A 23,699-nucleotide genomic window follows, 5' to 3' on the forward strand; every position below is an offset into this window, starting at 1 on the left:
TTCCTTTTAAAATATGTATATATTTTAAAAATTATAAGTTTTATAACTTATTTGTTACATTTGGTACTTTTTACTTAATTTGTCTCAAACCACAAGTAGGTATGAATAAAGAGAAACATTTATCATAGCTAGCCTATCAGTAAATATTGGTTAATTCTGGATTTTACCAACTCCTGACAACTCTTACCTTAAGACCTTAGTAATGACGTTTATTTATGCCTACTCACAAAAATCAGGCAAATTTGATTCCACGTTAAAGCAGTTACGCTGGTATACTTCTGGAGCTAAAGATATTAATTATGGTTAATAATTTTTCTGTAAAGGAAAAATTCTTCTACATAAAATCTTTAAAAACTTATCTGGGAAAGTTTACGTATTTATTGTACTGTAGGTTTAATGGATATAAATTTTTGGTAGATACATTACAACAGGTAACACTGGGTTTTGATAAACTCTTTTTTGCTAAACTAAGCTGTACTCAAGTTTTTCTTAAAAAATATATTGAGAACTTCATGAAAATAATTTGTTTAATAAAGATTAGAGCATCTACCACTAGATACTATATTCTGTAGTGACCTCGACGGCTGAAATTATATACTCGGACAAAAAGGAAATAAAGCTTTGAACTTTAACATAACACAAAAAGTTATGCATGATACATTAAGACTTGATGAAGTAGTAGAATTTGCTGAGAACCCAGAACCTCGTTGTCCTTGTGTACTTTTACTAGATACATCTGGTTCGATGCAAGGAGATCCGATTGAGGCTTTAAATCAGGGTTTGCTCAGTCTAAAGGATGAATTAGTCAAAAATTCCTTAGCCGCAAGACGTGTAGAAGTGGCGATCGTCACTTTTGATAGTAATGTCAATGTAGTACAAGACTTTGTGACTGCCGATCAATTTAATCCGCCCATTTTAACGGCACAGGGCTTGACTACAATGGGTGCAGGCATTCATAAAGCTTTGGACATAATTCAAGAGCGGAAATCTCAGTATCGTACCAATGGGATTGCTTACTATCGTCCTTGGGTATTCATGATTACCGATGGAGAACCCCAAGGTGAGTTAGAGAATGTAGTGGAGCAAGCATCTGTGCGCTTACAGGGAGATGAGGCGAACAAGCGTGTAGCATTTTTTACGGTGGGTGTAGAAAATGCGAATATGACACGTTTAAATCAAATAACTGTACGTACACCTTTGAAACTCAAAGGACTAAACTTCATCGAGATGTTTGTCTGGCTATCAACTAGTATGTCAGCTGTTTCTCATTCGCAGGTAGACGAACAGGTAGCACTACCGCCGATTGGTTGGGGGACTGTTTAATTAAAAATCGCAGCTTGATGTTGACACAGCGAGCTGTTGAAAAAAAATCTATGAAAATATCAAAACAGATTGCTCAATGGCGGATTGTGGCTGCGTCGGTATGTGGTACAAGTCACTTAAAAAACAAGCAGTTATGTCAGGATGCTCATCACTGGCAAATATTGTCTGATAATGTTTTGGTGGCAGCCGCAGCAGATGGCGCGGGTTCTGCTAGCCTTGGGAAAGTGGGAGCGATGATTGCTGTGGAGACAGCAATAGAAAGCATTTCTAGCAGAGGAATCACCCAAAAAGTTTTGAGTGATGATGCGTTTGTGCGATCGCTCTTAAATGATGCCATACTAGCCGCCAAAAAAGCTGTGGAGGCTGAAGCGGCTACTTGTGACAAACAACCTCAAGACCTAGCAACTACCTTAATTATGATGGTTGCCACACCAGAAGTTGTAGCTGTAGTGCAAATAGGTGATGGTTTGGCAGTGGCAAAAGATAGCACTGGCAATCTCCTCGCTCTAACTATACCTGATAGCGGCGAGTACATCAACGAAACCACTTTTTTAACTTCTCCTACGGCCTTAGATACAGCGCAGATGAGATTATGGCGCACCGACATAGTTAATGTTGGTATCATCACCGACGGACTACAAATGCTGGCTTTGAATATGGTTGTTGGAGAACCCCACAAACCATTCTTTTTTCCACTGTTTGAATTTGTAGCTAATACCGAAGATAAGACAGAAGCGAAGGAGCAGTTAGTAAAGTTTTTACGCTCAGACCGAATTACACAACGCACTGATGATGATTTGACACTCATTATAGCTGCATTCAACGACTCATGAGCAATCAATTTACAGGTTTCACATCTTAAATAACTTCCGTTAGCGGTAATTTCATTATGCAGGTACTACGTTGTTCCCCTAGAAAAGAAATCCTCAGCCTCAATGTCAGTTTGGGGCGTGGCGGTGAAGCTTGTGTTTATGCAGTGCCATCTGATAATGACTTGGTGGCGAAGATTTACCACAAGCCAACTACAGCCCATGCCGATAAATTACAGGCGATGCTTGCCAACCCGCCAGAAAACCCGACAGCTAGTTTGGGTCATATCTCTATCGCTTGGCCAGAGGATTTATTGCGGACACCAGATGGCAAAAATAGCATCTTGGGCTTTTTGATGCCACGGATTCAGGGGATGCGTCCAATCATCGACTTTTACAACCCCAGAACCCGTCGTCAACACTGTCCCCTATTCAACTATCAGTACCTGCTCCGCACGGCTCGTAACTTGGCGGCAGCTTTTGCCGCTTTGCACGCTAGTGGATATTGTATAGGTGATGTCAACGAGTCAAATATACTCGTCAGTGACACCGCACTAGTGACTTTGATAGACACAGACTCTTTCCAAGTACTCGACCCCAACAGCAATGTTGTTTATCGCTGCCCAGTCGGAAAACCAGAGTTTACGCCACCAGAACTACAGAATAAAACTTTTGCTCAACACGATCGCGAAATTTCTCACGATTTATTTGGGTTAGCAGTGCTGGTATTCCAACTCTTAATGGAAGGCACTCACCCATTTTCGGGGATTTTTCAAGGCTCTATTGAGCCACCGCCCTACGAAGCCCGCATTGCATCGGGGCATTTCACTTATAGCCAAAAGCGGTACGTACCCTACCTACCTACCCCCATTGCACCCCCTTGGGAAATTCTTCATCCCAGCCTACAAGAACTATTTGTCCGTTGTTTTGAAGACGGTCACAACAACCCACAGTTGCGTCCCAATGCCCAGACTTGGCTCTCAGCTATCGCTGAAGCCGAAGATTCTTTAATTACCTGCACCACAAATCCCCAGCATCGCTACAACAACCACATGCGTAGCTGTCCGTGGTGTGAACGTACCGTGCGATTAGGCGGACGCGACCCCTTCCCATCACATCGGGCCATAGAAGCGAGAGAACATCTCCAACCGCGAATCAAAGCCAAAAAGCGCTACACCCAGACACCGCATTTTCCCCAGCGCAGTATGTCACCGCACTTAGGTAATTATTGGCAGCCAGTAATTACCCCAAGTGGTTCATCTTATAAACGTTCCAAGAAGTCAAAATTGTACCCGGTTATTTGTTGTTTACTGGGTTTCGGTTTATTGGGATATGCCGACGTAATGATTAAATTTACTCAGCCGTTGGTTTCCCAAAATTCTTACACTCAACAAACATTAAAGTCTCGCCAGACAATTAATAAACTCAGCTTCGCTGATTACTATCAGCAGAGTCAAACTGCTTACAAAGACCGAGATTACGAAAAAGCAATTGCCAGCTTAACCGGAGCAATTGAACAACAACCAACACATACCACAGCAATTGTAAATCGGGGCAATGCCCGCTATAACCTCAAAGACTACGAAGGAGCAGTTACAGATTATAGTCAAGCTCTTAAAATCAATCCCAATCAAACCAAAGCCCTTGTGAATCGGGGTAATGCCCGCTATATGCTCGCCGAATATAGCAACGATCCTGATACAGAGTATAACCTAGCGATCGCAGACTATAATCGAGCTATCGGTCTGGATAAGAACGAAATTGAAGCTTATATCAGACGAGGGATTGTCCGCACCCAAATGGCTAAATATAGCGGTGAATCTCAACAAGCTTACAAAAGAGCGATCGCAGATTTCACTCAGGTTATAAAACGTAATGTATCGAAAGCAGAAGCTTATTTTCAGCGAGGTGTTGTCTATTATCAAATTGCTCAATATAGCAGCAATTATGAACAAGAATACAATCAAGCGATCGCTGACTTTAACCAAGCATTAACCCTAAGCCCTAAATTAGCAAAAGTATATCTCAAACGAGGTATGGTTCGTTATGAACTAGCACAATATGGTGGTAGTGAATCTAACAAAAATCAGGCGAAAGCGATCGAAGATGTACAGGCATCTGCCAAAATGTTTCTTGAGCAAGATGATATGGATAATTATCAGCAAGCACTCAGTAACTTATGTGTAGTCGTAGAAAACAAATGCGATCCTTTATTTCAAAGCTCAAGTAATTTGGAAAAAACTAACTAAAAACAAGTAAGTTTTTTTACTCGCATATCATCGGTTTTGATTGGAGCAATCAAGCCTAACTAGGGTTAGCATCATCTAGCCCTAGTTATTTATTTGGTAACATTTTTATTTAATTAAGTAATTTATCGAAATAGAATTCAGGAGTCAGGAGCCAGAATGGGCTAAACCTTAGCTATCCGCTAACATAATGAATTTTGTGCGACTGGTGGATGAATCCACTGATTCATTCTGACTCCTGAATTCTGACTTCTGAATTCTTCTTCAATCTCATGTTTATAGATATTCATAGAGCTTTTATATAGAAAAGATGTTAATTTATCTTTCCTTTATAATTTCGGGGGAAATTACAGTTAGATTGTTGACGGAGAAAAACAAATTAGAAATCAATTTTTCTCTATCTAAGTGCATCCTCTTCATGTCGAAAAGTCAAATAATAATATCCCTACAAATCTCCGAGGTAATTGCATGAAAGCGGTGATTTTGGCTGGAGGTCTTGGTACACGCCTCAGTGAAGAAACTAGTATCAGACCCAAGCCGATGGTTGAGATTGGTGGTAAGCCAATTCTCTGGCACATAATGAAGACTTACTCCGCCCACGGCATTAATGACTTCATAATTTGTTGCGGTTACAAAGGTTACATAATTAAGGAGTATTTTGCTAACTACTTCTTACACATGTCAGATGTTACCTTTGATATGCGATTTAACCAGATGAACGTGCATTCTGGTTATGCAGAACCCTGGCGTGTTACCTTAGTCAATACGGGTGATAATACCATGACAGGTGGACGCTTAAAGCGAATCAGGGAACATCTTGGTAATGAGACCTTTTGCTTTACTTATGGTGATGGTGTAAGTAATATTAATATCACCGAGCTAGTGAAGTTTCACAAAGAACAAAATACATTAGGAACACTCACAGCTGTTCAACCAGCCGGACGTTTTGGAGCCATTTCCTTGGGATATGAGCAAACTAAAATTACCAGCTTTCGGGAAAAACCTGAAGGTGATGGAGCTTGGATTAATGGCGGTTATTTTGTGTTAGAACCAGAAGTAATCAATTTGATTGCTGATGACTCTACAGTATGGGAGCAAGAGCCATTAGAAAAGTTAGCTGATATGGAACAACTATCTGCTTTCAAACATGATGGTTTTTGGCAACCGATGGATACTTTACGCGATAAAAACTATCTAGAGGGGCTATGGAAAAGCAGTCAGGCTCCTTGGAAGGCATGGTAGAAAGAAAGTCAGAAGTCAGAAGTCAGGAGTCAGAAGTCAGAATTCAGAAGTTAAATGACAAATGACAAATGACTAATGACTAATGACTAATGACAAATAAATTTACTGTAATTTTAAGTGCGATAATACTAATGTATGATTTTGCGATTATAGGTGGGGGAATAGTTGGACTCTCTACAGCATTGGCTTTAGGAAAACGCTATCCCAATGCGCGTATTTTAGTACTAGAAAAAGAGAGTCAATGGGCATTTCACCAAACCGGCAATAATAGCGGGGTAATTCATTCTGGTATTTACTACAAGCCAGGGAGTTTCAAAGCTAAATTTTGTCGTGATGGTTCTCGCTCTATGGTAGAGTTTTGCCAAGAGCATGGAATAGAACATGAAGTTTGTGGTAAAGTCATTGTTGCAACAGAAGAACAAGAACTACCACGTCTAGAAAATCTCTACCAACGCGGCTTAGACAATGGTATAGAAGTTAAGAGAATCAGCCCCGAAGAAGTCAGAGAAATTGAACCTCACGTAAAATGCGTAGGTGGGCTTCGGGTATTCTCAACTGGGATTGTTAATTACAAGCAAGTTTGTTTGAAATATGCCCAGCTAATTCAACAGCAGGGTGGAGATTTGCATCTCAATACAAAAGTTCTGAAAATCTCCCCAAGTGGTAAAAATCAGGTACTAGAAACAAACAAAGGTAACTTTGCAACCCGCTTTGTAATTAATTGTACGGGATTGCATAGCGATCGCACCGCCAAATTAGGTAAAGTTGAACCTCAAGCCAAAATCGTCCCATTTCGGGGAGAATACTACGAACTCACCCCAGAAAAACGCTATCTCGTCAAGACACTAATTTATCCAGTTCCCAATCCCGATTTTCCCTTCCTGGGTGTCCACTTTACCCGGATGATTGATGGTAGCGTTCACGCAGGGCCAAACGCGGTTCTATCCCTCAAACGCGAAGGTTACAAAAAAACCGACTTTGATTTACGAGATTTCCTTGAAGTCGTCACCTATCCAGGTTTCTGGAAATTGGCAGCAAAACACGCTGATGAAGGCATCCAAGAAATCATTCGTTCCTTTAGTAAAGCAGCCTTCACCAGAAGTTTGCAAAAACTAATTCCCGAAGTCCAAGCAGAAGACTTAGTTCCCACCCACGCAGGAGTTCGCGCTCAAGCTTTAATGAACGACGGCAAACTTGTGGACGACTTTTTGATTGTTTCCGGTCAAAACTCCATCCATGTTTGCAATGCTCCTTCTCCAGCTGCCACATCTTCTCTAGAAATCGGCAAAGCGCTCGTAGCAGAAATTCCCCAACCCTCGCATCTAGATATTGCAGTAACTGCATAGATAACATTGTTATTACTTCCGGGCTGCTGAATAAAAGGATGAATCTTGTATAGTGGGCATCTTTTCCAGCCTGGAAATATAAGAGACGGGTAAGATACCTATCTCACAAGAAAAAAGTGTAGTGCATCAATTAAGAACCGCTATAGAGTGCTGTTACCCAATAGGTAAGTCGGCAAACTATGTAATGACTGTTAGCCGAGTTATATATAGCGTTTCTGGGTTGAGTCCAATGACCTAACCCCCAACCCCTTCCCTACAAGGGAATGGGAGCAAGATTCAAAGCCTCTCTCCTCTTAGGAGAGAGGTTTAGAGAGAGGTCAAATTATTGCATACAAACGAAAAATATAGCGGTTCCCTCTTGGATGCAACACCCTTTAGGACGCACATCTGTGCATCCCTACTAAACGAAAAATTTAACTCATCAATACAAAGGCGTTAACCACAATGAAAATATTAGTAACTGGAACAGAAGGCTATCTAGGTTCATTATTACCGCCTCTGTTAATTGAACGTGGACATGAAGTTATCGGTCTAGATACCGGCTTCTATAAAGTTGGTTGGCTATACAACGCTAATGGGGTAACACCTAAAACCCTTAACAAAGATATCCGCAACATCACCCCTGACGATTTGGAAGGTGTTGAAGCAATAGTTCACATGGCGGAACTTTCCAACGACCCAGCCGGACAATTAGCACCCAATATTACCTACGAAATAAATCATATAGGTTCAGTTCGTCTCGCTAGCCTAGCTAAAGCTATGGGTGTGCGTCGTTTTGTATATATGTCTTCGTGCAGTGTCTACGGTGTTGCTACCGCAGGTGATGTCACAGAAGAATCCCCAATTAATCCTCAAACAGCCTACGCAGAGTGCAAAACTTTGGTAGAACGGGATGTCACACCACTAGCTGACGATGACTTCTCTCCCACCTTTATGCGGAATGCCACAGCCTTTGGTGCTTCTCCCAGAATGCGCTTTGATATTGTTTTAAACAACTTAGCTGGGTTGGCATGGACTAGCAAACAAATCAAAATGACCAGTGATGGTACGCCTTGGCGGCCATTAGTCCACGCACTGGATATTTGCAAAGCAATAGTCTGTGCTTTAGAAGCACCACGGGATATTGTACATAACCAAATCTTCAACGTGGGAGACACAGCAAACAACTATCGTGTCAAAGAAATCGCAGAAATTATTGCTGACATTTTCCCAGATTGTAAATTGTCCTTTGGTGACAACGGCTCAGATAACCGCAGCTATCGGGTATCCTTCGAGAAAATCAACACAATTCTCCCCGGATTTAAATGTGATTGGAATGCCCGACTTGGTGCCCAGCAGCTATTTGATTTATTTAGCCAAATAGATATGGCTGAAGACACTTTCTTATTTAGAGGATTTACTCGCTTAAAACAGCTAGAGTATCTAATCCGCACCGAGCAGATTGACAAAGATTTCTTCTGGAATAAAAAGTAGATAGAGTTGCCTATCAGCAAAGAAGAAATAATCTAAGTTTCCGAATCAACAATATTTGGTTCGGACTTATTTCATCCATCAAATTATTTGTAATCAGTGAGTTGAAATTTATGGCGAACGCAAAATGTCGTTTTAGTGGTCAACCTCTGCACCAAACCTTTATTGATTTAGGAATGTCACCTTTAGCCAATGCTTATCTGACAGCAGAACAGCTAAATCATGCCGAAAAATTTTATCCACTCCATGCTTATGTTTCTGAAGACAATCTTTTAGTTCAATTAGAACAATTTGAAACTCCCGATCATATTTTTAGCGATTATGCTTACTTTTCTTCTTACTCAGTAAGTTGGCTAAAACACGTTAAAGCTTACACCGATATGATGGTAAATAAATTTGGCTTTAATCATCATAATCAAATTATTGAGATTGCCAGCAACGATGGCTACCTACTGCAATATTTTGTAGAAAAGGGAATCCCAGTTTTAGGAATAGAACCAGCCGCAAATATAGCTAAGATAGCTCAAGATAGAGGTATTCCTAGTATCAACAAGTTTTTTGGGGTTGAGACTGCCAAAGAACTTGTGATACAAGGAAAACTAGCCGATCTTTTGATAGGCAATAATGTTTTAGCTCATGTACCAGATTTAAATGATTTCATAGCTGGAATGAAACTCATCCTCAAACCGAATGGTATTTTGACGATGGAGTTTCCTCACATTTTGCAATTGATTCAAGAAAATCAATTTGATACTATTTATCACGAGCATTTTTCTTACTTCTCATTTCTGACTATCGAAAAGATTTTTGCAGCACACAATTTGCAACTTTTTGATGTGGAAGAATTATCAACTCATGGCGGTTCACTAAGAATTTATGCCAAACATGACGATGCTGATAGTCCTGATATTAGTGACCGAATTAGCCATCTAAAAGTAAAAGAAATTGCTGCTGGACTGCATCGGATAGAGACTTATATTACATTTGGCGAAAAAGTCAAACAAACAAAGCATAAGCTATTAAATTTCCTTTTGAGTGCAAAAGCAGAAGGGAAATCAATTGTTGGTTATGGCGCACCAGCCAAAGGCAATACATTGCTTAATTACTGTGGGATTGGGAAAGATTTTATTGATTACACAGTCGATTGCAACCCTTACAAACAAGACTTATTTTTGCCTGGGACTCATATTCCCATCTTTGAACCAGACACAATCCGCGAAACTAAACCAGATTATGTCCTAATTTTACCTTGGAATCTCAAAGAGGAAATTATGGAGCAAATGGCATTTATTGGCGAGTGGGGTGGACAGTTTGTTGTACCAATTCCTGAAGTAAAAATCTATCCGTCTCCTATTCCGGATAGGCTTTTAATAGCGTCGTAATTACTAAATATAACCCAAAAAGCGCCTTTTATTACTATTTTATTGTTTTCAATATGAGCATAGAGAATAGGTAAAAAGTAATTAAAAGGCGTAGTTTCATAAAGCTTTTGTTACCAAATATCAAAAAATCAACTTAAAAGCAGCTTGTTAATAAACAAGCTGTTGTTAATAGCCTTTTAACTATAGCTTTAAGCTTAATATGAATAAACTCCTGACTATTGCCATACCCACTTATAATCGTGCCGGATTACTTGATAAACAGCTAACATGGTTAGCTAAAGCTATCAAAGGTTTTGAAGATGAATGTGAGATTTTAGTGTCCGATAATTGTTCAACAGATAATACTCAAGAGGTAATCCAAAAATGGCAAGCGATACTTAACAATATTACATTTAAATCAAATAAGAATCTAAAGAATTTAGGCGTAGTTAAAAATATTATGTATTGCCTAAAGTCTACAACAACAAAATATGTTTGGACAATTGGCGATGATGACCCAATTCAAGATAGAGCAATTGCTTATGTGATTAGCAAACTCAGACAACACGAAGATTTATCATTATTGTTCCTCAACTTTTCTGGTCGTAACCAAATTACTGGTGAACCAGTTCATCCACCAAAAATAGTTGGAAATCGCTGGTTTGATGTTGATAGTGAAGATGCTAAGGGTGATGGTAAAGCCATATTTGAACATTGTTTTTCAAAAAGTGTCGGTGCAGTCATTTTTCTGACTGCTACAGTCTATCGCACTGACTTAGTAAAACGCGCTCTACAAGATTGGCAAGATGCTGAGAATAACTGGATATCTTTAGCATATTTAGCCGGATATTGTGCTGCTAATGGGAGTGTAATTGTCACTAAAGAGACTTTTTTAGAATGTATTGTTGGTGTCAGTTATTGGCAGAAAGAACCACAATCAGCACTGTTAATGCAATACAAACACATCCCCGAAGTGATTTTGAAATTAGAGCAAAGTGGATATTCTAAGCAATTTTGTAGACGGATGCTTTTGCAGAATGGTAAAGAAGTCAACTTAAAAGTTTTCTTGGGTGCTTTAAGAAGATGGCCGATGTCCGCCATCAAAACAGTAGTTCCATTTTTGGCTTTAGTCAGCTTATGTGCTTTTGATGTGATGGTTTCTAAAGAATTCGGTTTAGCAGAATCAAGCGAAATATCTACTGAAGAAGTACGTACCTATAAGCCATAAACTACCTAATTACTAACAACTATATATCAATCAGAGAAGGATTTGCGCCATGTTCAACGCGATTAAACGCAAAATAACTACACTCTCATCTGACTTTGAATATTACCTAGCTCGTTGGAAGCATAGCAAAAATCTGCCAGCATTAGCAGGAAGCGATCGCAACATCCTTAAGACTCTCAAAAAAGATGGTGTTTGCGTCACCAATTTGGCAGATTTAGGGTTCGACTCTAGCTCCGAACTGCTCAAAGCTGCTCACCATCAATTGCTTCAGATGGAAAATCCCACCAATGAGCATCTAGATGAAAGGTTGCCACAAATTTATACAGTTACAGGTTTACCAGAATTTTATGCCTGGGGGGTAGAGAAAAGACTACTCAACATCATCGAAAATTATATCGGTCTTCCAATTGCTTTTCATGGTGTACATTTACGCAAAGATTTCAAGAGCAAATATCAGTTTGGGACACTACTATGGCATAGTGATGCAGAAGACCGACGGATTATCAAAATCATTATTTACTTGAATGATGTAGAAGAAAAAACTGGGCCTTTTCAATACATCCCCCGCTCTCTAACTTCCTTATTTAGTTGGAATTATTTTCGACTTTACTACAAACTTTGGAAGTCAGGCTATATGGGTATCGACGATGAACAAGTAAAACCAGTCATCCCCAAATCAGCTTGGAAATCCTGCCCAGGCCCAGCAGGTACGGTCATTATTGTAGATACGAAAAATGCTTTACATCACGGCACAGTTCGTACAGAAGACCGGTCAACACTATTCTTTTGTTACACCGCCAATCCTCCTGAACGGCCAGACCTCTGCACCCAATACTGGGATGATACTTATCCCAGAGTAGAGTTACATTCTGCATCTGATGCAGTTAAAGTTTCGAATTAAAAACGTAAATTTAATTAACCGCAGAGGCGCAGAGAACACAGAGAAAGAGAATTAGCTTCATGTAAAGGTAGAAATAAGGGTTTATGTGTCAATTTAAAAATACCAGAAAACCAAATTTGTAGGTTTATAACTGACACAAAATATCTCTCAAACTCTCATATCTCCGTGCCCTCTGCGTCTCTGTGGTTCGTTAAGCAGTTAGCAAGTATCAACATTCATCTCAAAGGAATCATAATGATTTTCACCGCAACCGAACTCAAAGACGCATTCATTATTGACTTAGAAGAAAAGCCAGACCACCGAGGTTTTTTTGCTCGGTCTTTCTGCGCTCAAGAATTTGAAGCCCACGGATTAAAGCCAACAGTTGCCCAATGTAACCTGTCTTTTAACTACAAAAAAGGCACTATCCGGGGAATGCACTATCAAATTCTGCCAGCAGCAGAAACAAAACTAATTCGCTGTACTAAAGGCGCTATTTATGACGTAATTATTGATATGCGTCCTGAATCTCCTAGCTTTTTATCCCACATTGGGGTGGAACTAACACCAGAAAACCGCCGCGCTTTGTATGTTCCAGAAATGTTTGCTCACGGCTATCAAGCACTTACAGATGAGACGGAAGTTGTATATCAAGTAGGCGAATTTTACACGCCAGGGTATGAAAGAGGTTTACGCTATGATGACCCATTCTTTGCCATTGATTGGCCTCTAGATGTGACTGAAATATCTGAGAAAGATTTGAGTTGGCCTTTGTTGAGAATGATGACTGTTGGCGGTACTTCTAGATAAATATAGGGGTATTAAATGGTTCGTAAAATTATTTTTAACGAACCGCAAAGAACGCAAAGCAAAGAAAGAAAGAAAGAAAGAAATTAGAATTGATGTAGATACAACTATCAATTACTAATTAAATTTTGAGGTATTAAGTTAATGAAATAAGGTAGAAATAAATGTCAAATAAGATTCTATCTCGTATCGCTAATACTATATCTTTTGTTTCCAACAAAGTTCAAGCTCGGATTAATTACGCGAAAACATTACAGGTTGTTTCTCTAAAACCGAAACAGCCTTCTAAGGGGAATGTACTTCTTTCTTATCGGATTGAGCCATTTCTCTTAAAACCTGGTCAGCCAATGCCTAATGACCATACTTGGTACTGGGAAGTTTGGCAAATAGCCCAAACTTTTTTAGACTTGGGCTATAACGTTGATGTTATCCAGTTCCACAATGATAAATTCGTTCCGCAAAAGCACTACGCATTTTTCATTGATATCCGTCATCGGATGGAAGCACTTGCACCAAAACTCAATAAAGATTGCATCAAAATTTTCCATGTTGACATTGCAAATATGGTGTTTCGCAATGCAGCCGAATGCAACAGGCTTTTAGAAGTACAACAGCGCAAAGGTGTAACTTTAAAACCACAGAGATTTGAAGTTCCTAACTTGGGAATTGAGTATGCCGATTGTGCTATTGTGTTGGGTAACGATTTCACAACTGATACATTCAAGTATGCCAACAAACCGATGTATCGTATCCCAATTTCTTCGCCTGTTGTTTATCCCTATCCTGACAAGAAAGATTTTGAAGCGGTAAGAAAACGTTTTCTGTGGTTTGGTGGTAGTGCTTTAGTCCTTAAAGGATTAGATTTAGTTTTAGATGCCTTTGCCCAAATGCCGGAATACCATTTAACAGTTTGTGGCCCGGTAAGTAATGACAAAGAATTTGAACAAGCTTTCTATAAAGAACTGTACGAAACACCTAACATTCACACTTATGGGTGGATTGATGTTAGTAGCCCTGACTTTATAGAGGTTACAAATAACTGCCTAGGGCTGGTTTATCCTTCCGTTTCTGAAGGACAGTCAGGAGCGGTAATTAGTTGCTTACAAGCTGGGTTAATTCCCATTTTAAGCTACGAATCTGGTGTTGATGTTCACAATTTTGGTGTGATTTTTGATAACCTTTCCCTTGAAGAAATTAAGGAAAAAGTTAGAAGTATTTCTAATTTGCCTGTTGAAAATCTACAGATGATGTCTCTGAAGGCTTGGGAATATGCAAGAGCAAATCATACCAAAGAAAAGTTTGCCCAAGTTTACAGAAATGTTGTGGAGCAAATTATCGAAAATCACAGCCAGAAAAAACATACTGCTTCCACATCATCTAGCAAACAACCAGTTACTAGCAATCGCTAATTTTAATTCCAATGAAAATGTACTTAATATTTAGCTGTAAAAAATCATTAAGTGCAAGTTTATAGAGAATTTGTATCACAACCAACAGTTCCAAAAAGGAGTTTAGTTCATGATTATTATCGATCGCGCCTTACAAGCCCGTGCAGCAGCAGGAAATCCTATCAAGGTGGGAATGATTGGTGCTGGTTTTATGGGTCGAGGAATTGCCAACCAAATTGTCAATTCAGTGCCAGGAATGGAGTTAGTTGCTATCTCCAATCGCAAGATTGATGCAGCTAAACAAGCTTATTCGGAAGCAGGAATTGAAGATATTCAAGTTGTTGCAACTGTCAGCGAATTAGAAGATGCGATCGCAAACGGTAAGTATGCAGTCACAGAAGACGCTAAGTTACTGTGTCGGGCTGAGGGCATCGAGGCCATAATCGAAGTCACAGGTGCAGTGGAATTTGGCGCTCACATCGTAATGGAAGCGATCGCTCATTGCAAACATGTGATCATGATGAATGCCGAACTCGACGGCACCATTGGCCCCATCCTCAAAGTCTATGCTGACAAAGCAGGTGTCATTCTCAGTGCCTGTGATGGCGATCAGCCAGGGGTGCAAATGAACCTCTACCGCTTTGTAAAAAGCATTGGTTTAACTCCCTTATTGTGCGGTAACATTAAAGGACTCCAAGACCCCTATCGCAATCCCACCACCCAGGAAGGATTTGCTAAACGTTGGGGTCAAAAGCCCCACATGGTGGCTAGCTTCGCTGACGGAACCAAAATTTCCTTTGAGCAAGCGATCGTTGCCAATGCCACAGGGATGAAAGTCGCCAAACGGGGAATGTTGGGATATGACTTCAACGGTTATGTCGAGGAAATGACCCATTTATATGATGTTGAACAACTCAAAGAACTGGGTGGTATTGTCGATTATGTAGTTGGAGCAAAACCAGGCCCAGGCGTATATGTATTTGCCACTCACGACGACCCCAAGCAACGCCACTATCTCAACTTATACAAATTAGGCGAAGGCCCACTTTACAGCTTCTATACTCCTTATCACCTCTGTCATTTTGAAGTTCCCTTGTCTGTAGCGCGTGCTGTCCTCTTCGGTGATGCCGTTATGTCTCCGCTAGCAGGCCCATTAGTAGATGTTGTCACCACCGCCAAAATCGACCTGAAAGCTGGAGAAACCCTAGATGGCATCGGTTACTACATGACCTACGGACAATGTGAGAATTCCAATATCGTCCAACAGCAAAATCTCCTACCAATTGGTTTAGCTGAAGGATGTCGCCTGAAACGGGATATTTCTAAGGATCAAGTCCTCACTTATGAGGATGTAGAATTACCTGAAGGCAGACTCTGCGACCAACTAAGAACTGAGCAAAACAATTATTTCGCCCCAGAAAAAATCTTGGTAGCAGTTGGGTAATATCGATTCCAAAAATATTTGCGACAAATAAATTGGCTGTAAGGGTGTACAGCTAGCTGTACACCTCTAATACGTTTCGGATCAGATCCCCCCGCCTGCGGCGACCCTCTTTTTAAGGGGGTAAAAATTACAAAAAGCCCCCCTTTTTAAGTGGGGTTGGGGGGATCTCCGAAGCCCTACCAACATATTTCTCGCCAGAATTTCGTCAAGAGGATAGGAAGCTATACTGCGGGACACTAAAGTTGTTGATAATAACTTGCTGGGGAGCCTTGAAACAAACCCGATCAAAACTTTAGGTCAAATTCATGAAAATTGCTCTAGTCCACGATTATTTAACCCAGCGAGGTGGGGCAGAGCGTGTATTTGAACTGCTTTGTAAGCGTTATCCTGAAGCAGACATTTTCACATCTCTGTACGATCCTCAAAAAACTATTGATCTAGGCGATCGCATCGTTAACACAACCTTCTTACAAAAAATCCCTGGTGCAGCAAAGTATTTCAGGTCAATGGCTCCTCTATACTTTCCTGCCTTTCGCTCCTTGGATCTGCAAGACTACGATCTAATTATTAGCAGTAGCACCAGCTTCGCCAAAGCAGTACGAAAAAACCCCAACGCCCGCCACATTTGCTTTTGCCATAATGTCACCCGTTTCTTATGGGATACAGCAACCTATTTAAGAGAGTACGGAGACTATAGATATTTTGCACCTTTAATCGAACAAGTATTTCAAGTAATGAGAAAGGTAGACCTGAAATATGCACAGGAACCTGACCTTTACATTGCTAATTCTAGTGTTGTTGCCCGCCGTATTGAAAGTATTTATGGCAAAAAGGCAATGATGGTAAACTATCCAATTGATACTAGTAAATTTGTTTTTTCCGATATAAAAGATGAATATTATCTGGCTTCAGCCCGGATGATTAGCTATAAACGCCTTGATATAATAGTCGAAGCTTTTAACTGGCTAGGATGGCACTTATTAATATCAGGTGACGGGCCAGAACTAGAACGGTTAAAATCCAAAGCATTAAAAAATATTGTGTTCTTGGGACACGTAAGTGATAGAACCCGCAAAGACTTGTTTTCCAAAGCCAAGTCTATTATTGTCGCAGCCTTAGAAGATTATGGGTTAGTTCCAGTAGAGGCTAATGCTAGTGGCACACCAGTCATAGCTTATGGAGCAGGCGGAGTAATAGATACTCAAATACCAGGTGAAACAGGAGTCTTTTTCAAAAGACAAACACCCGAATCTCTACAAATTGCATTACAAGAAGCCAATGGCATCTCTTGGGATTACGATCGCATCCGTAATCATGCAGTAGCAAACTTTTCAGAGAATGCCTTCTTTGGGAAAGTTGAGCAAATTATTAACCAGGCTTGTGGCGAGCATCAAATATTCATTTGATTTTGGAATCTCTTGACACTATAAGATTACCTATTATTTTATATCTCGTCCTCGGCGGGTTGTTAAAAAATAGGTACTCCTTGGGATATCTCTTAGCGTAAGTCTTGAAGACAAGGATAATAAAAGTGGTTCAAACTAGTCTAAATCCTCAAATAAATCCAGCCTCTGAAACTGAACCAAGTTACGGACAATTGTTTGCCGTATTTGTGCGAAGATTTCCTTGGTTTTTAGCAGTATTAATTAGTTCTATTGCTATAGCAGGCATCGTAACTTTAAAAACTAAACCGACTTATAAAAGTTCAATGCAACTGCTAGTAGAATCTAACTATCAAGGTAAAAAAGAAGGAGCAGGGGTAGATAGCCAGTTTACCGACTCTAATATTGTCATAGATACAGCAACTCAGCTTAACTTGATGCAGAGTTCTGGACTTATCCAAAAAGCAGTTGATAAACTTCAGTCTGATTATCCAGATATCAGTACAGGTGAAATTAAAGCTTCTTTAGTCTTAACTCAATTGAGAAGCAAAGAAGATAATGTCGCTACAAAAATCTTTCAAGTCGAATACACTGCTGGAGATCCAGAAAAGACACAAAAAGTTCTGGGCGCAATTCGACAAGTTTATCTGGAATATAACAAACAACAGCAGACTTCGCGGTTACAAAAAGGTCTGCAAATTATTAGGGAACAGTTAAGTAAAGCCAGTGAAGAAGTAAACGCATCTGAAACTAATTTACAAAGGTTTCGCAGAAATCAGAACTTAATTGATCCAGAGTCACAGGCCAAAGCGATTGAGACAGCTTTGAATAATATTGCTCAAGAAAGACAGACAACTCGCGCTCAGTATGGCGAAGCCTTAGCACGCCAAAAATCTTTGGAAGAACAACTTAACCGTTCTCCTCAAAATGCTTTAGTTGCTTCTCGTCTGAGTCAGTCTACTCGCTATCAAGGCTTACTAAACGAAATCCAAAAAAGCGAATTGGCACTAGCACAAGAACGCTTACGCTTTACAGATCAGACTCCAAGTGTGCAAAAGCTCAAAGAACAGCTTCAGGGACAGAAGGAATTATTGCAACAAGAAGTAGGAAGAACTTTAGGCGAAAAGTCTGCTAGTGCATTCACATCTGGAGACTCTCTTCTTGAAAAAGGACAACTTGGGCAAATTGATCTTAGCCTTGCTGGTCAGCTAGTAGAAACGCAGACAACTATAGTTGCTTTAACTGCCCGCGATCAAAGTTTAGCTCAGAAAGAAAACGAGCTACGTTTGGAAATCAAACGCTTCCCGCCTCTTTTGGCTTATTACAATCGGATGCTACCGCAGTTGCAATTTAGTCGTGAAAGATTAGAGCAGCTTTTAAGAGCAGAACAGCAATTGCGGCAAGAACTTTCCAAGGGTGGATTTAATTGGGAAGTGGTAGAAGATCCCCAAAAAGGCGCACAATTAGGCCCCAATCTCCAACAGAACTTGCTGTTAGGTGCTGTGGTTGGGTTGATGTTAGGAGGCATTGCTGCCTTTATTCGAGATTCGGCTGATGATGCGGTTCATACCACTGCTGAGTTAGAGAAGCAAATGGCTCTACCTTTGTTAGGAACAACCCCCAAGTTGCCGCCAGCTAAACCCAGAGAATCAATGATTAAATTGCCCTTTGGCAAGCCAGAAGTTCTCGCCCCTTGGACAATTCAGGTATTGCAATCTCCACCGCGTTGGGAATCGCTGGATCTGATTTACAAAAACATTGAACTTTTAAATACTGTTGCTAACTTAAAATCTTTGATGATTACCTCAGCTTTACCAGATGAGGGTAAGTCAGCTTTGGCGTTAGGTTTAGCGATGAGTGCTGCCCGTTTACACAAAAGGGTATTACTAATTGATGCCAACTTACGCGATCCCAGCCTGCACCACCAACTGAATCTTCCTAATGAACAGGGGCTTTCAACTCTACTAGCGAGTGATGCAAGTCTACCCAGCCAGATTAGTCTTCAATACGCAGGTTCCGCCTACATCGATATTTTAACTGCTGGGCCCAAACCTGCTGACCCAGCTAATCTGTTGAGTTCTCCCCGAATGATGCAATTGATGGCAGCTTTTGAGGAAAACTATGATTTGGTACTCATAGATGCTCCCCCAGTTCTTGGTTTGGTGGATGCCATGCTTACTGCATCATCTTGTCGTAGCGTGGTCATGGTGGCAAGCATTGGTATTGTGACACGAAGCCAGTTGACTCAGGCTACAGCAATGCTAAGTAAGTTAAACCTGATTGGGGTTGTAGCTAATGGGGTATCAAACTCTAGCAGTAATTACGTACCTTATATCAAACAACAGCAATTGGCTCTACGCCAAGCTGTAGAAAAGTAGCTAGTACGGCTACGATTGATCCCTGACTTCTTTATATTAAGTCGGGAATCTAAATTAGTTTAAATGCAACATATGGTAGGGTAGCACATCTGTGCTACCCTACTTTTTTATGAACAAATTTAATTTTATTGCTATCAGGAAAATTTTAGTATATTTATGCGATCTTTATGGGTTTTCAGAGAAATTACTGGCTCTTTAAAGAGTAAATAAAGAATTTATTTGAGCGATCGCTATTCCTAAATAGTCTTATATTCTAGAGATCAAAGCACTTCACAAAGGCTAGAAGATAAGAGCAGACTGGTTTTGGTAAATTTATCGATACAAGAAACACCTCAGTGCAATTAAACGTAGATATAAATTTATGGGTAATTTCCCTCTACATATTTCTACTTTCAGTAGTTACCGGAAAATACCGATTACCCATGAATATTGATAGTAACGTTGATTTGTAAACCTCTACACCAGCAAACTTCTGGACGATATGTACTTGGCTGAGTGGCAAATAGCAATAACATATTTTGCCCTCAATTATCTCCAATTTTTTGGACTTACAACAAGATTCGGATTTGGGTCTTTGGCATTGATAGCCTTTGATAACGCCTCAGTAATTCACTCCTGTATAAACCCAAAGACATTATGACAGCTTCAATAATTCCATCTCTAGAGAATTTATATGATGTAACCCAGGAACACCAAGATAATCGTGGGTACTGCACACTCCTGTGGCGGCGGGGTCAGTTGTTGGTGAAGCAGCCTGGACAAGTGAAACAACCATATCTGCCTGCATTAGATAGTAAGCGATCGCTAGTAGAATGCTTACAACATTCTCCAGTAAGTTTGGTAAGCATAGATCCAAAGCTGGGTGAGACTTTGCTGAAGTTTTGGGCAGATGCGTGTCAAGAAGCTCAAAAACCAATATTCCTAAGCATACCTGCTGGCAATAAACCTTTTAATCAACCCTGGAGACAATTGCAGCGATTAATTGATTGGATTGCTGCTTTAGTATTGCTGCTATTAGTAAGTCCAGTCATGTTGGGATTGATGGCATTAATGCAGGTTTACTCACCAGGATCGCTTTTTTGTCGTGAATGGCGTGTTGGAGAACGGGGTAAACTCTTTCAAGCAATGAAATTTTGTACGCACAATATCACACCACTAGCGTATTGGATGGGTAAATATAATCTCGACAATCTGCCCCAGTTATTTAACGTGCTGCGCGGTGACATGAGTTTGACTGGATCTCATGGTTGGACTTTAGAAGATGCAGTACAGCTAAATAAACTACCAGAAATTAAACCTTCTTGGGAACTAGAAGCACAGTCTCACCTCTTACATCTAGATAGCCAAACCCTGTAATACATCTGTGCGGTAATTGATGATTTCATCTACCGCACCGAGACTAACGCAAAAATTGCTTACGTAGCAATACAGTTCAGTTAAGCATTTCTTCCTTCTCTTCCTCTGTGTTCTCTGCGCCTCTGCGGTAGCCTGCGGCAAGCCGAAGCGTCTACGTTCAAAAAAAGAATTAACCCTTAACTCCCCAATATCGATCCATAGCAGTCTATCTACCTTCCCAAACTATTATTATAAAATCAATGAATTCTCAACTCCCTCAAAAATTCCGTAGTCTGCTCAAAGCTTCCAGCTTTTGGCAAGACAACTATTTGATATTGCGAGAATTTAAACACTTTCGCAAAATAGTAATTTTAGCTCTGACATTCTCAATTTTAGCAGCAACCTTTGAAGGAGTAAGCATTGGTTTTTTACTCTCATTCTTACAAAGCTTAACTAGTCCAAATGCTCAACCTGTCCAAACAGGAATAGAATGGTTTGATACTTTAGTTTTAGGATCTAAGTCATCATCAATTAACCGTCTATACCGCATATCCTCACTGATATTATTAAGTACTTGGTTACGTGTCGCTTTCAATTATTTTGGACTAGTTTATACTGAATTATCCCAACTGCATTTTGGCGATCGCTTACGCAAGCAAATTTTTGAACAATTACAATCCTTATCGTTAAGTTACTTTGCCAAAACTCGTTCTGGTGAACTAATTAACACAATAACCACAGAAATCGAAAAAATTAGACAGGGTTTTAGTGGTGCAGCATTTTTAGTAACTAGAGGAATAACAACTCTTGTCTACTTAATCTCAATGTTTTTGATATCATGGCAACTAACTATAATTTCAGCGTTACTATTTACACTGTTAGGTGTAGGGTTATCTAATCTGAATGCCAGAGTTAGAGAATCCAGTTTTGGCATGACAACTGCTAATGCTAACTTTACATCAACAGCCATAGAATTTATTAATGGCATTCGCACTGTTCATTCTTGTGGTACTCAAGAATTTGAACGCCAGCGTTACTACAAAGCTAGCGACAAGGTAGTAAGTTCTACAACTAAAGTTGTATTCACTTGGACACTTGTCAAGCCAATTGCCGAAGGGGTCGCTACTACAGTGTTGGTGGGAATGATTATTTTGGCATTCACTAGCCTGGTTAGTAATGGAACGCTACAAGTTGCTTCTTTGCTAACATTTTTCTTTGTGCTATTTCGCTTCATCCCGTTTGTTCAAGATATTAATGGTACACGAGCGTTTCTTAGTACTCTACATGGCTCGGCAGACAACATTAAAAATTTGTTGAAAAGTGATGATAAATATTATTTTAAGAATGGAAAACTTCAGTTTAAGGCTTTAGAAAGGGCAATAAATTTGGTATCTGTAGATTTCGGTTACGATGACCAGAATATAGTGCTACATAACATTACCCTAACTATTGAGAAGGGCAAAATGACCGCACTAGTCGGAGCCTCTGGTGCTGGTAAAACAACTCTGGCTGATTTAATCCCTCGCTTTTATAATGCTACAGAGGGAAATGTTTATCTCGATGAAGTTGATATAAGACTGTTTGAAATTAACTCTCTACGTCGTCAAATAGCTGTCGTCAGTCAAGATACATTTATTTTCAATACTGATGTTTGGCAAAATATTGCTTATGGGACTCCACAAGCCACTAATGAGCAAATTCAAGAAGCTGCTAAATTAGCAAATGCGCTGGAATTTATTTTAGAAATGCCCGAAGGTTTTAATACCCAATTAGGAGATCGGGGTGTTAGATTATCTGGAGGACAAAGACAGCGAATTGCGATCGCACGGGCACTATTACGGAACCCAGAAATTTTGATTTTGGATGAAGCAACTAGCGCCTTAGATTCTGTATCCGAGCGCTTAATTCAAGATTCACTAGAAAAGCTATCTGTGGGTAGAACAGTAATTGCGATCGCTCACCGTCTTTCTACTATTGCGAAAGCAGATAAAGTTGTGGTCTTGGAAGCAGGGCGGATAGTAGAACAAGGCAAGTATCAAGAATTACTCGCACGCCAAGGCAAGCTGTGGGAATATCACCAGATGCAATACTATAATTCGTAATTCGTAGTTCGTAATTCGTAATTTATATTTTGTAAATTACGAATTCATTTCCCTACTCAGTTATTGATAATTTTAAAAAGGAAAAATAAATGGTAAATATAGGATACCACACTGCTAAAATTCAGGGTAAATTTAATCGTTCTCTATATAAATCAGCCATTTCTCAGATTGTCAATATTCCCATTAAACAAGCTCGGCAAGTTCCAGTAAGTATCTATGCCTTATCATGCGAACGCGATTTACCAGAACAAGTGGCAAGTATTCGCTCATTCATTCGTCATGTCGGCATTCCAGAGACATTTACTGTAGTTTCCGATGGCAGTTATACTGATTCTAGTTGTAATTTACTCCGCCGCATTCATCCCTGCGTTCAGGTAATACTTTTACAAAACTTCCTGAGAACAGATTTACCTCAATGTGTTCTTGATTATGCCAAACTGCATCCAATGGGCAGAAAGTTGTCGGCATTGATGTCAATTCCTGTTAATGGTACTACGATTTACACTGATTCAGATATTTTATTTTTTCCTGGCGGAATTGACTTAATTGATTTGAGCAAGTCGGATGATAAATACTCTCTTTATCTACCTGATTGTTCGATGTCGCTTGACGAGCGAATTATTTATGATGAGTCTGAAAAGTCAAATCCGGTCAATGGTGGATTTATATTATTTAGGCATGAATTTGACTGGAGTTTTGCCATCGAACGTTTAGCAAATCTTCCAGAAGTTCCTAGTTATTTTACTGAGCAAACAATTGTACATTTGACCATGCACCACAATCATGGTAAAGCTCTATGCTCAAATAAATATGTTCTCAATGTAGAAGATCAGTTTATTTATCCAGATAAATCTGCAAGTAAAAACATTGCTCTCAGGCATTATGTGAGCGATGTTAGACACAAGCTTTGGTTTAATGTTGGCATATAAGTTGATGAAGATAAGCCTCTATTGATATG

17 protein-coding genes are annotated in these 23,699 nt (G+C 39.9%); all 17 read left to right on the forward strand.

Annotated elements, in window-relative coordinates:
* The first annotated feature begins 648 nt into the window (after positions 1-648).
* Positions 649-1,323 carry a VWA domain-containing protein gene (locus ACFFRD_RS25470; protein ID WP_114082323.1) on the forward strand — a complete coding sequence of 225 codons (675 nt, stop codon included), beginning with the start codon at positions 649-651 and terminating at the stop codon, positions 1,321-1,323.
* Positions 1,324-1,373: 50 nt separating this feature from the next.
* On the forward strand, positions 1,374-2,156 hold the full coding sequence (locus ACFFRD_RS25475) for a PP2C family serine/threonine-protein phosphatase (protein ID WP_114082358.1): 783 nt from the start codon (positions 1,374-1,376) through the stop codon (positions 2,154-2,156).
* 56 nt (positions 2,157-2,212) lie between these two features.
* The gene (locus ACFFRD_RS25480; protein WP_392478254.1) at positions 2,213-4,381 is read left to right on the forward strand and encodes a tetratricopeptide repeat protein; all 2,169 of its coding nucleotides are present in this window, start codon (positions 2,213-2,215) and stop codon (positions 4,379-4,381) included.
* A gap of 465 nt (positions 4,382-4,846) precedes the next feature.
* Complete coding sequence (rfbF, locus tag ACFFRD_RS25485) at positions 4,847-5,620, forward strand: glucose-1-phosphate cytidylyltransferase (RefSeq protein ID WP_012407827.1); 774 nt, start codon at positions 4,847-4,849, stop codon at positions 5,618-5,620.
* Between the two features lie 131 nt (positions 5,621-5,751).
* Complete coding sequence (lhgO, locus tag ACFFRD_RS25490) at positions 5,752-6,966, forward strand: L-2-hydroxyglutarate oxidase (protein ID WP_012407826.1); 1,215 nt, start codon at positions 5,752-5,754, stop codon at positions 6,964-6,966.
* Between the two features lie 444 nt (positions 6,967-7,410).
* Positions 7,411-8,439 carry an NAD(P)-dependent oxidoreductase gene (locus ACFFRD_RS25495; RefSeq protein ID WP_114082320.1) on the forward strand — a complete coding sequence of 343 codons (1,029 nt, stop codon included), beginning with the start codon at positions 7,411-7,413 and terminating at the stop codon, positions 8,437-8,439.
* Between the two features lie 110 nt (positions 8,440-8,549).
* A complete protein-coding gene (locus ACFFRD_RS25500) occupies positions 8,550-9,818 on the forward strand; it encodes a methyltransferase domain-containing protein (RefSeq protein WP_392478258.1) in 1,269 nt (422 codons plus the stop codon).
* A 199-nt stretch (positions 9,819-10,017) separates the two neighbouring features.
* Positions 10,018-11,025 carry a glycosyltransferase family 2 protein gene (locus ACFFRD_RS25505; protein ID WP_392478259.1) on the forward strand — a complete coding sequence of 336 codons (1,008 nt, stop codon included), beginning with the start codon at positions 10,018-10,020 and terminating at the stop codon, positions 11,023-11,025.
* Positions 11,026-11,074: 49 nt separating this feature from the next.
* A complete protein-coding gene (locus tag ACFFRD_RS25510; RefSeq protein ID WP_392478261.1) occupies positions 11,075-11,926 on the forward strand; it encodes a phytanoyl-CoA dioxygenase in 852 nt (283 codons plus the stop codon).
* A gap of 234 nt (positions 11,927-12,160) precedes the next feature.
* Positions 12,161-12,715 carry a dTDP-4-dehydrorhamnose 3,5-epimerase gene (rfbC, locus tag ACFFRD_RS25515; RefSeq protein WP_114082315.1) on the forward strand — a complete coding sequence of 185 codons (555 nt, stop codon included), beginning with the start codon at positions 12,161-12,163 and terminating at the stop codon, positions 12,713-12,715.
* A 161-nt stretch (positions 12,716-12,876) separates the two neighbouring features.
* A complete protein-coding gene (locus tag ACFFRD_RS25520) occupies positions 12,877-14,121 on the forward strand; it encodes a glycosyltransferase (protein WP_392478262.1) in 1,245 nt (414 codons plus the stop codon).
* Between the two features lie 109 nt (positions 14,122-14,230).
* Positions 14,231-15,544: an NAD(P)H-dependent oxidoreductase gene (locus tag ACFFRD_RS25525; RefSeq protein WP_392478264.1), complete on the forward strand. Its 1,314-nt coding sequence runs from the start codon at positions 14,231-14,233 to the stop codon at positions 15,542-15,544.
* 305 nt (positions 15,545-15,849) lie between these two features.
* A complete protein-coding gene (locus tag ACFFRD_RS25530) occupies positions 15,850-16,950 on the forward strand; it encodes a glycosyltransferase (protein ID WP_392478266.1) in 1,101 nt (366 codons plus the stop codon).
* A gap of 125 nt (positions 16,951-17,075) precedes the next feature.
* Positions 17,076-19,304: a polysaccharide biosynthesis tyrosine autokinase gene (locus tag ACFFRD_RS25535; RefSeq protein ID WP_114082311.1), complete on the forward strand. Its 2,229-nt coding sequence runs from the start codon at positions 17,076-17,078 to the stop codon at positions 19,302-19,304.
* Between the two features lie 636 nt (positions 19,305-19,940).
* On the forward strand, positions 19,941-20,660 hold the full coding sequence (gene hepC, locus ACFFRD_RS25540; RefSeq protein WP_392478268.1) for a heterocyst development glycosyltransferase HepC: 720 nt from the start codon (positions 19,941-19,943) through the stop codon (positions 20,658-20,660).
* 239 nt (positions 20,661-20,899) lie between these two features.
* On the forward strand, positions 20,900-22,741 hold the full coding sequence (gene hepA, locus ACFFRD_RS25545) for a heterocyst formation ABC transporter subunit HepA (RefSeq protein WP_392478269.1): 1,842 nt from the start codon (positions 20,900-20,902) through the stop codon (positions 22,739-22,741).
* An 89-nt stretch (positions 22,742-22,830) separates the two neighbouring features.
* Positions 22,831-23,670 (forward strand): hypothetical protein, encoded by an 840-nt coding sequence (locus tag ACFFRD_RS25550; RefSeq protein ID WP_392478272.1) that lies wholly within the window; start codon positions 22,831-22,833, stop codon positions 23,668-23,670.
* Positions 23,671-23,699 lie beyond the last annotated feature (29 nt).

The organism is Nostoc sp. C110 (genome assembly GCF_043099725.1).
GTDB lineage: Bacteria > Cyanobacteriota > Cyanobacteriia > Cyanobacteriales > Nostocaceae > Nostoc > Nostoc muscorum_A.

Coding starts and splice junctions, on each gene's coding strand:
- ACFFRD_RS25470 (WP_114082323.1), top strand. CDS start 649: ATGCATGATACATTAAGACTTGATGAAGTAGTAGAATTTGCTGAGAAC.
- ACFFRD_RS25475 (WP_114082358.1), top strand. CDS start 1,374: ATGAAAATATCAAAACAGATTGCTCAATGGCGGATTGTGGCTGCGTCG.
- ACFFRD_RS25480 (WP_392478254.1), top strand. CDS start 2,213: ATGCAGGTACTACGTTGTTCCCCTAGAAAAGAAATCCTCAGCCTCAAT.
- rfbF (WP_012407827.1), top strand. CDS start 4,847: ATGAAAGCGGTGATTTTGGCTGGAGGTCTTGGTACACGCCTCAGTGAA.
- lhgO (WP_012407826.1), top strand. CDS start 5,752: ATGTATGATTTTGCGATTATAGGTGGGGGAATAGTTGGACTCTCTACA.
- ACFFRD_RS25495 (WP_114082320.1), top strand. CDS start 7,411: ATGAAAATATTAGTAACTGGAACAGAAGGCTATCTAGGTTCATTATTA.
- ACFFRD_RS25500 (WP_392478258.1), top strand. CDS start 8,550: ATGGCGAACGCAAAATGTCGTTTTAGTGGTCAACCTCTGCACCAAACC.
- ACFFRD_RS25505 (WP_392478259.1), top strand. CDS start 10,018: ATGAATAAACTCCTGACTATTGCCATACCCACTTATAATCGTGCCGGA.
- ACFFRD_RS25510 (WP_392478261.1), top strand. CDS start 11,075: ATGTTCAACGCGATTAAACGCAAAATAACTACACTCTCATCTGACTTT.
- rfbC (WP_114082315.1), top strand. CDS start 12,161: ATGATTTTCACCGCAACCGAACTCAAAGACGCATTCATTATTGACTTA.
- ACFFRD_RS25520 (WP_392478262.1), top strand. CDS start 12,877: ATGTCAAATAAGATTCTATCTCGTATCGCTAATACTATATCTTTTGTT.
- ACFFRD_RS25525 (WP_392478264.1), top strand. CDS start 14,231: ATGATTATTATCGATCGCGCCTTACAAGCCCGTGCAGCAGCAGGAAAT.
- ACFFRD_RS25530 (WP_392478266.1), top strand. CDS start 15,850: ATGAAAATTGCTCTAGTCCACGATTATTTAACCCAGCGAGGTGGGGCA.
- hepC (WP_392478268.1), top strand. CDS start 19,941: ATGACAGCTTCAATAATTCCATCTCTAGAGAATTTATATGATGTAACC.
- hepA (WP_392478269.1), top strand. CDS start 20,900: ATGAATTCTCAACTCCCTCAAAAATTCCGTAGTCTGCTCAAAGCTTCC.
- ACFFRD_RS25550 (WP_392478272.1), top strand. CDS start 22,831: ATGGTAAATATAGGATACCACACTGCTAAAATTCAGGGTAAATTTAAT.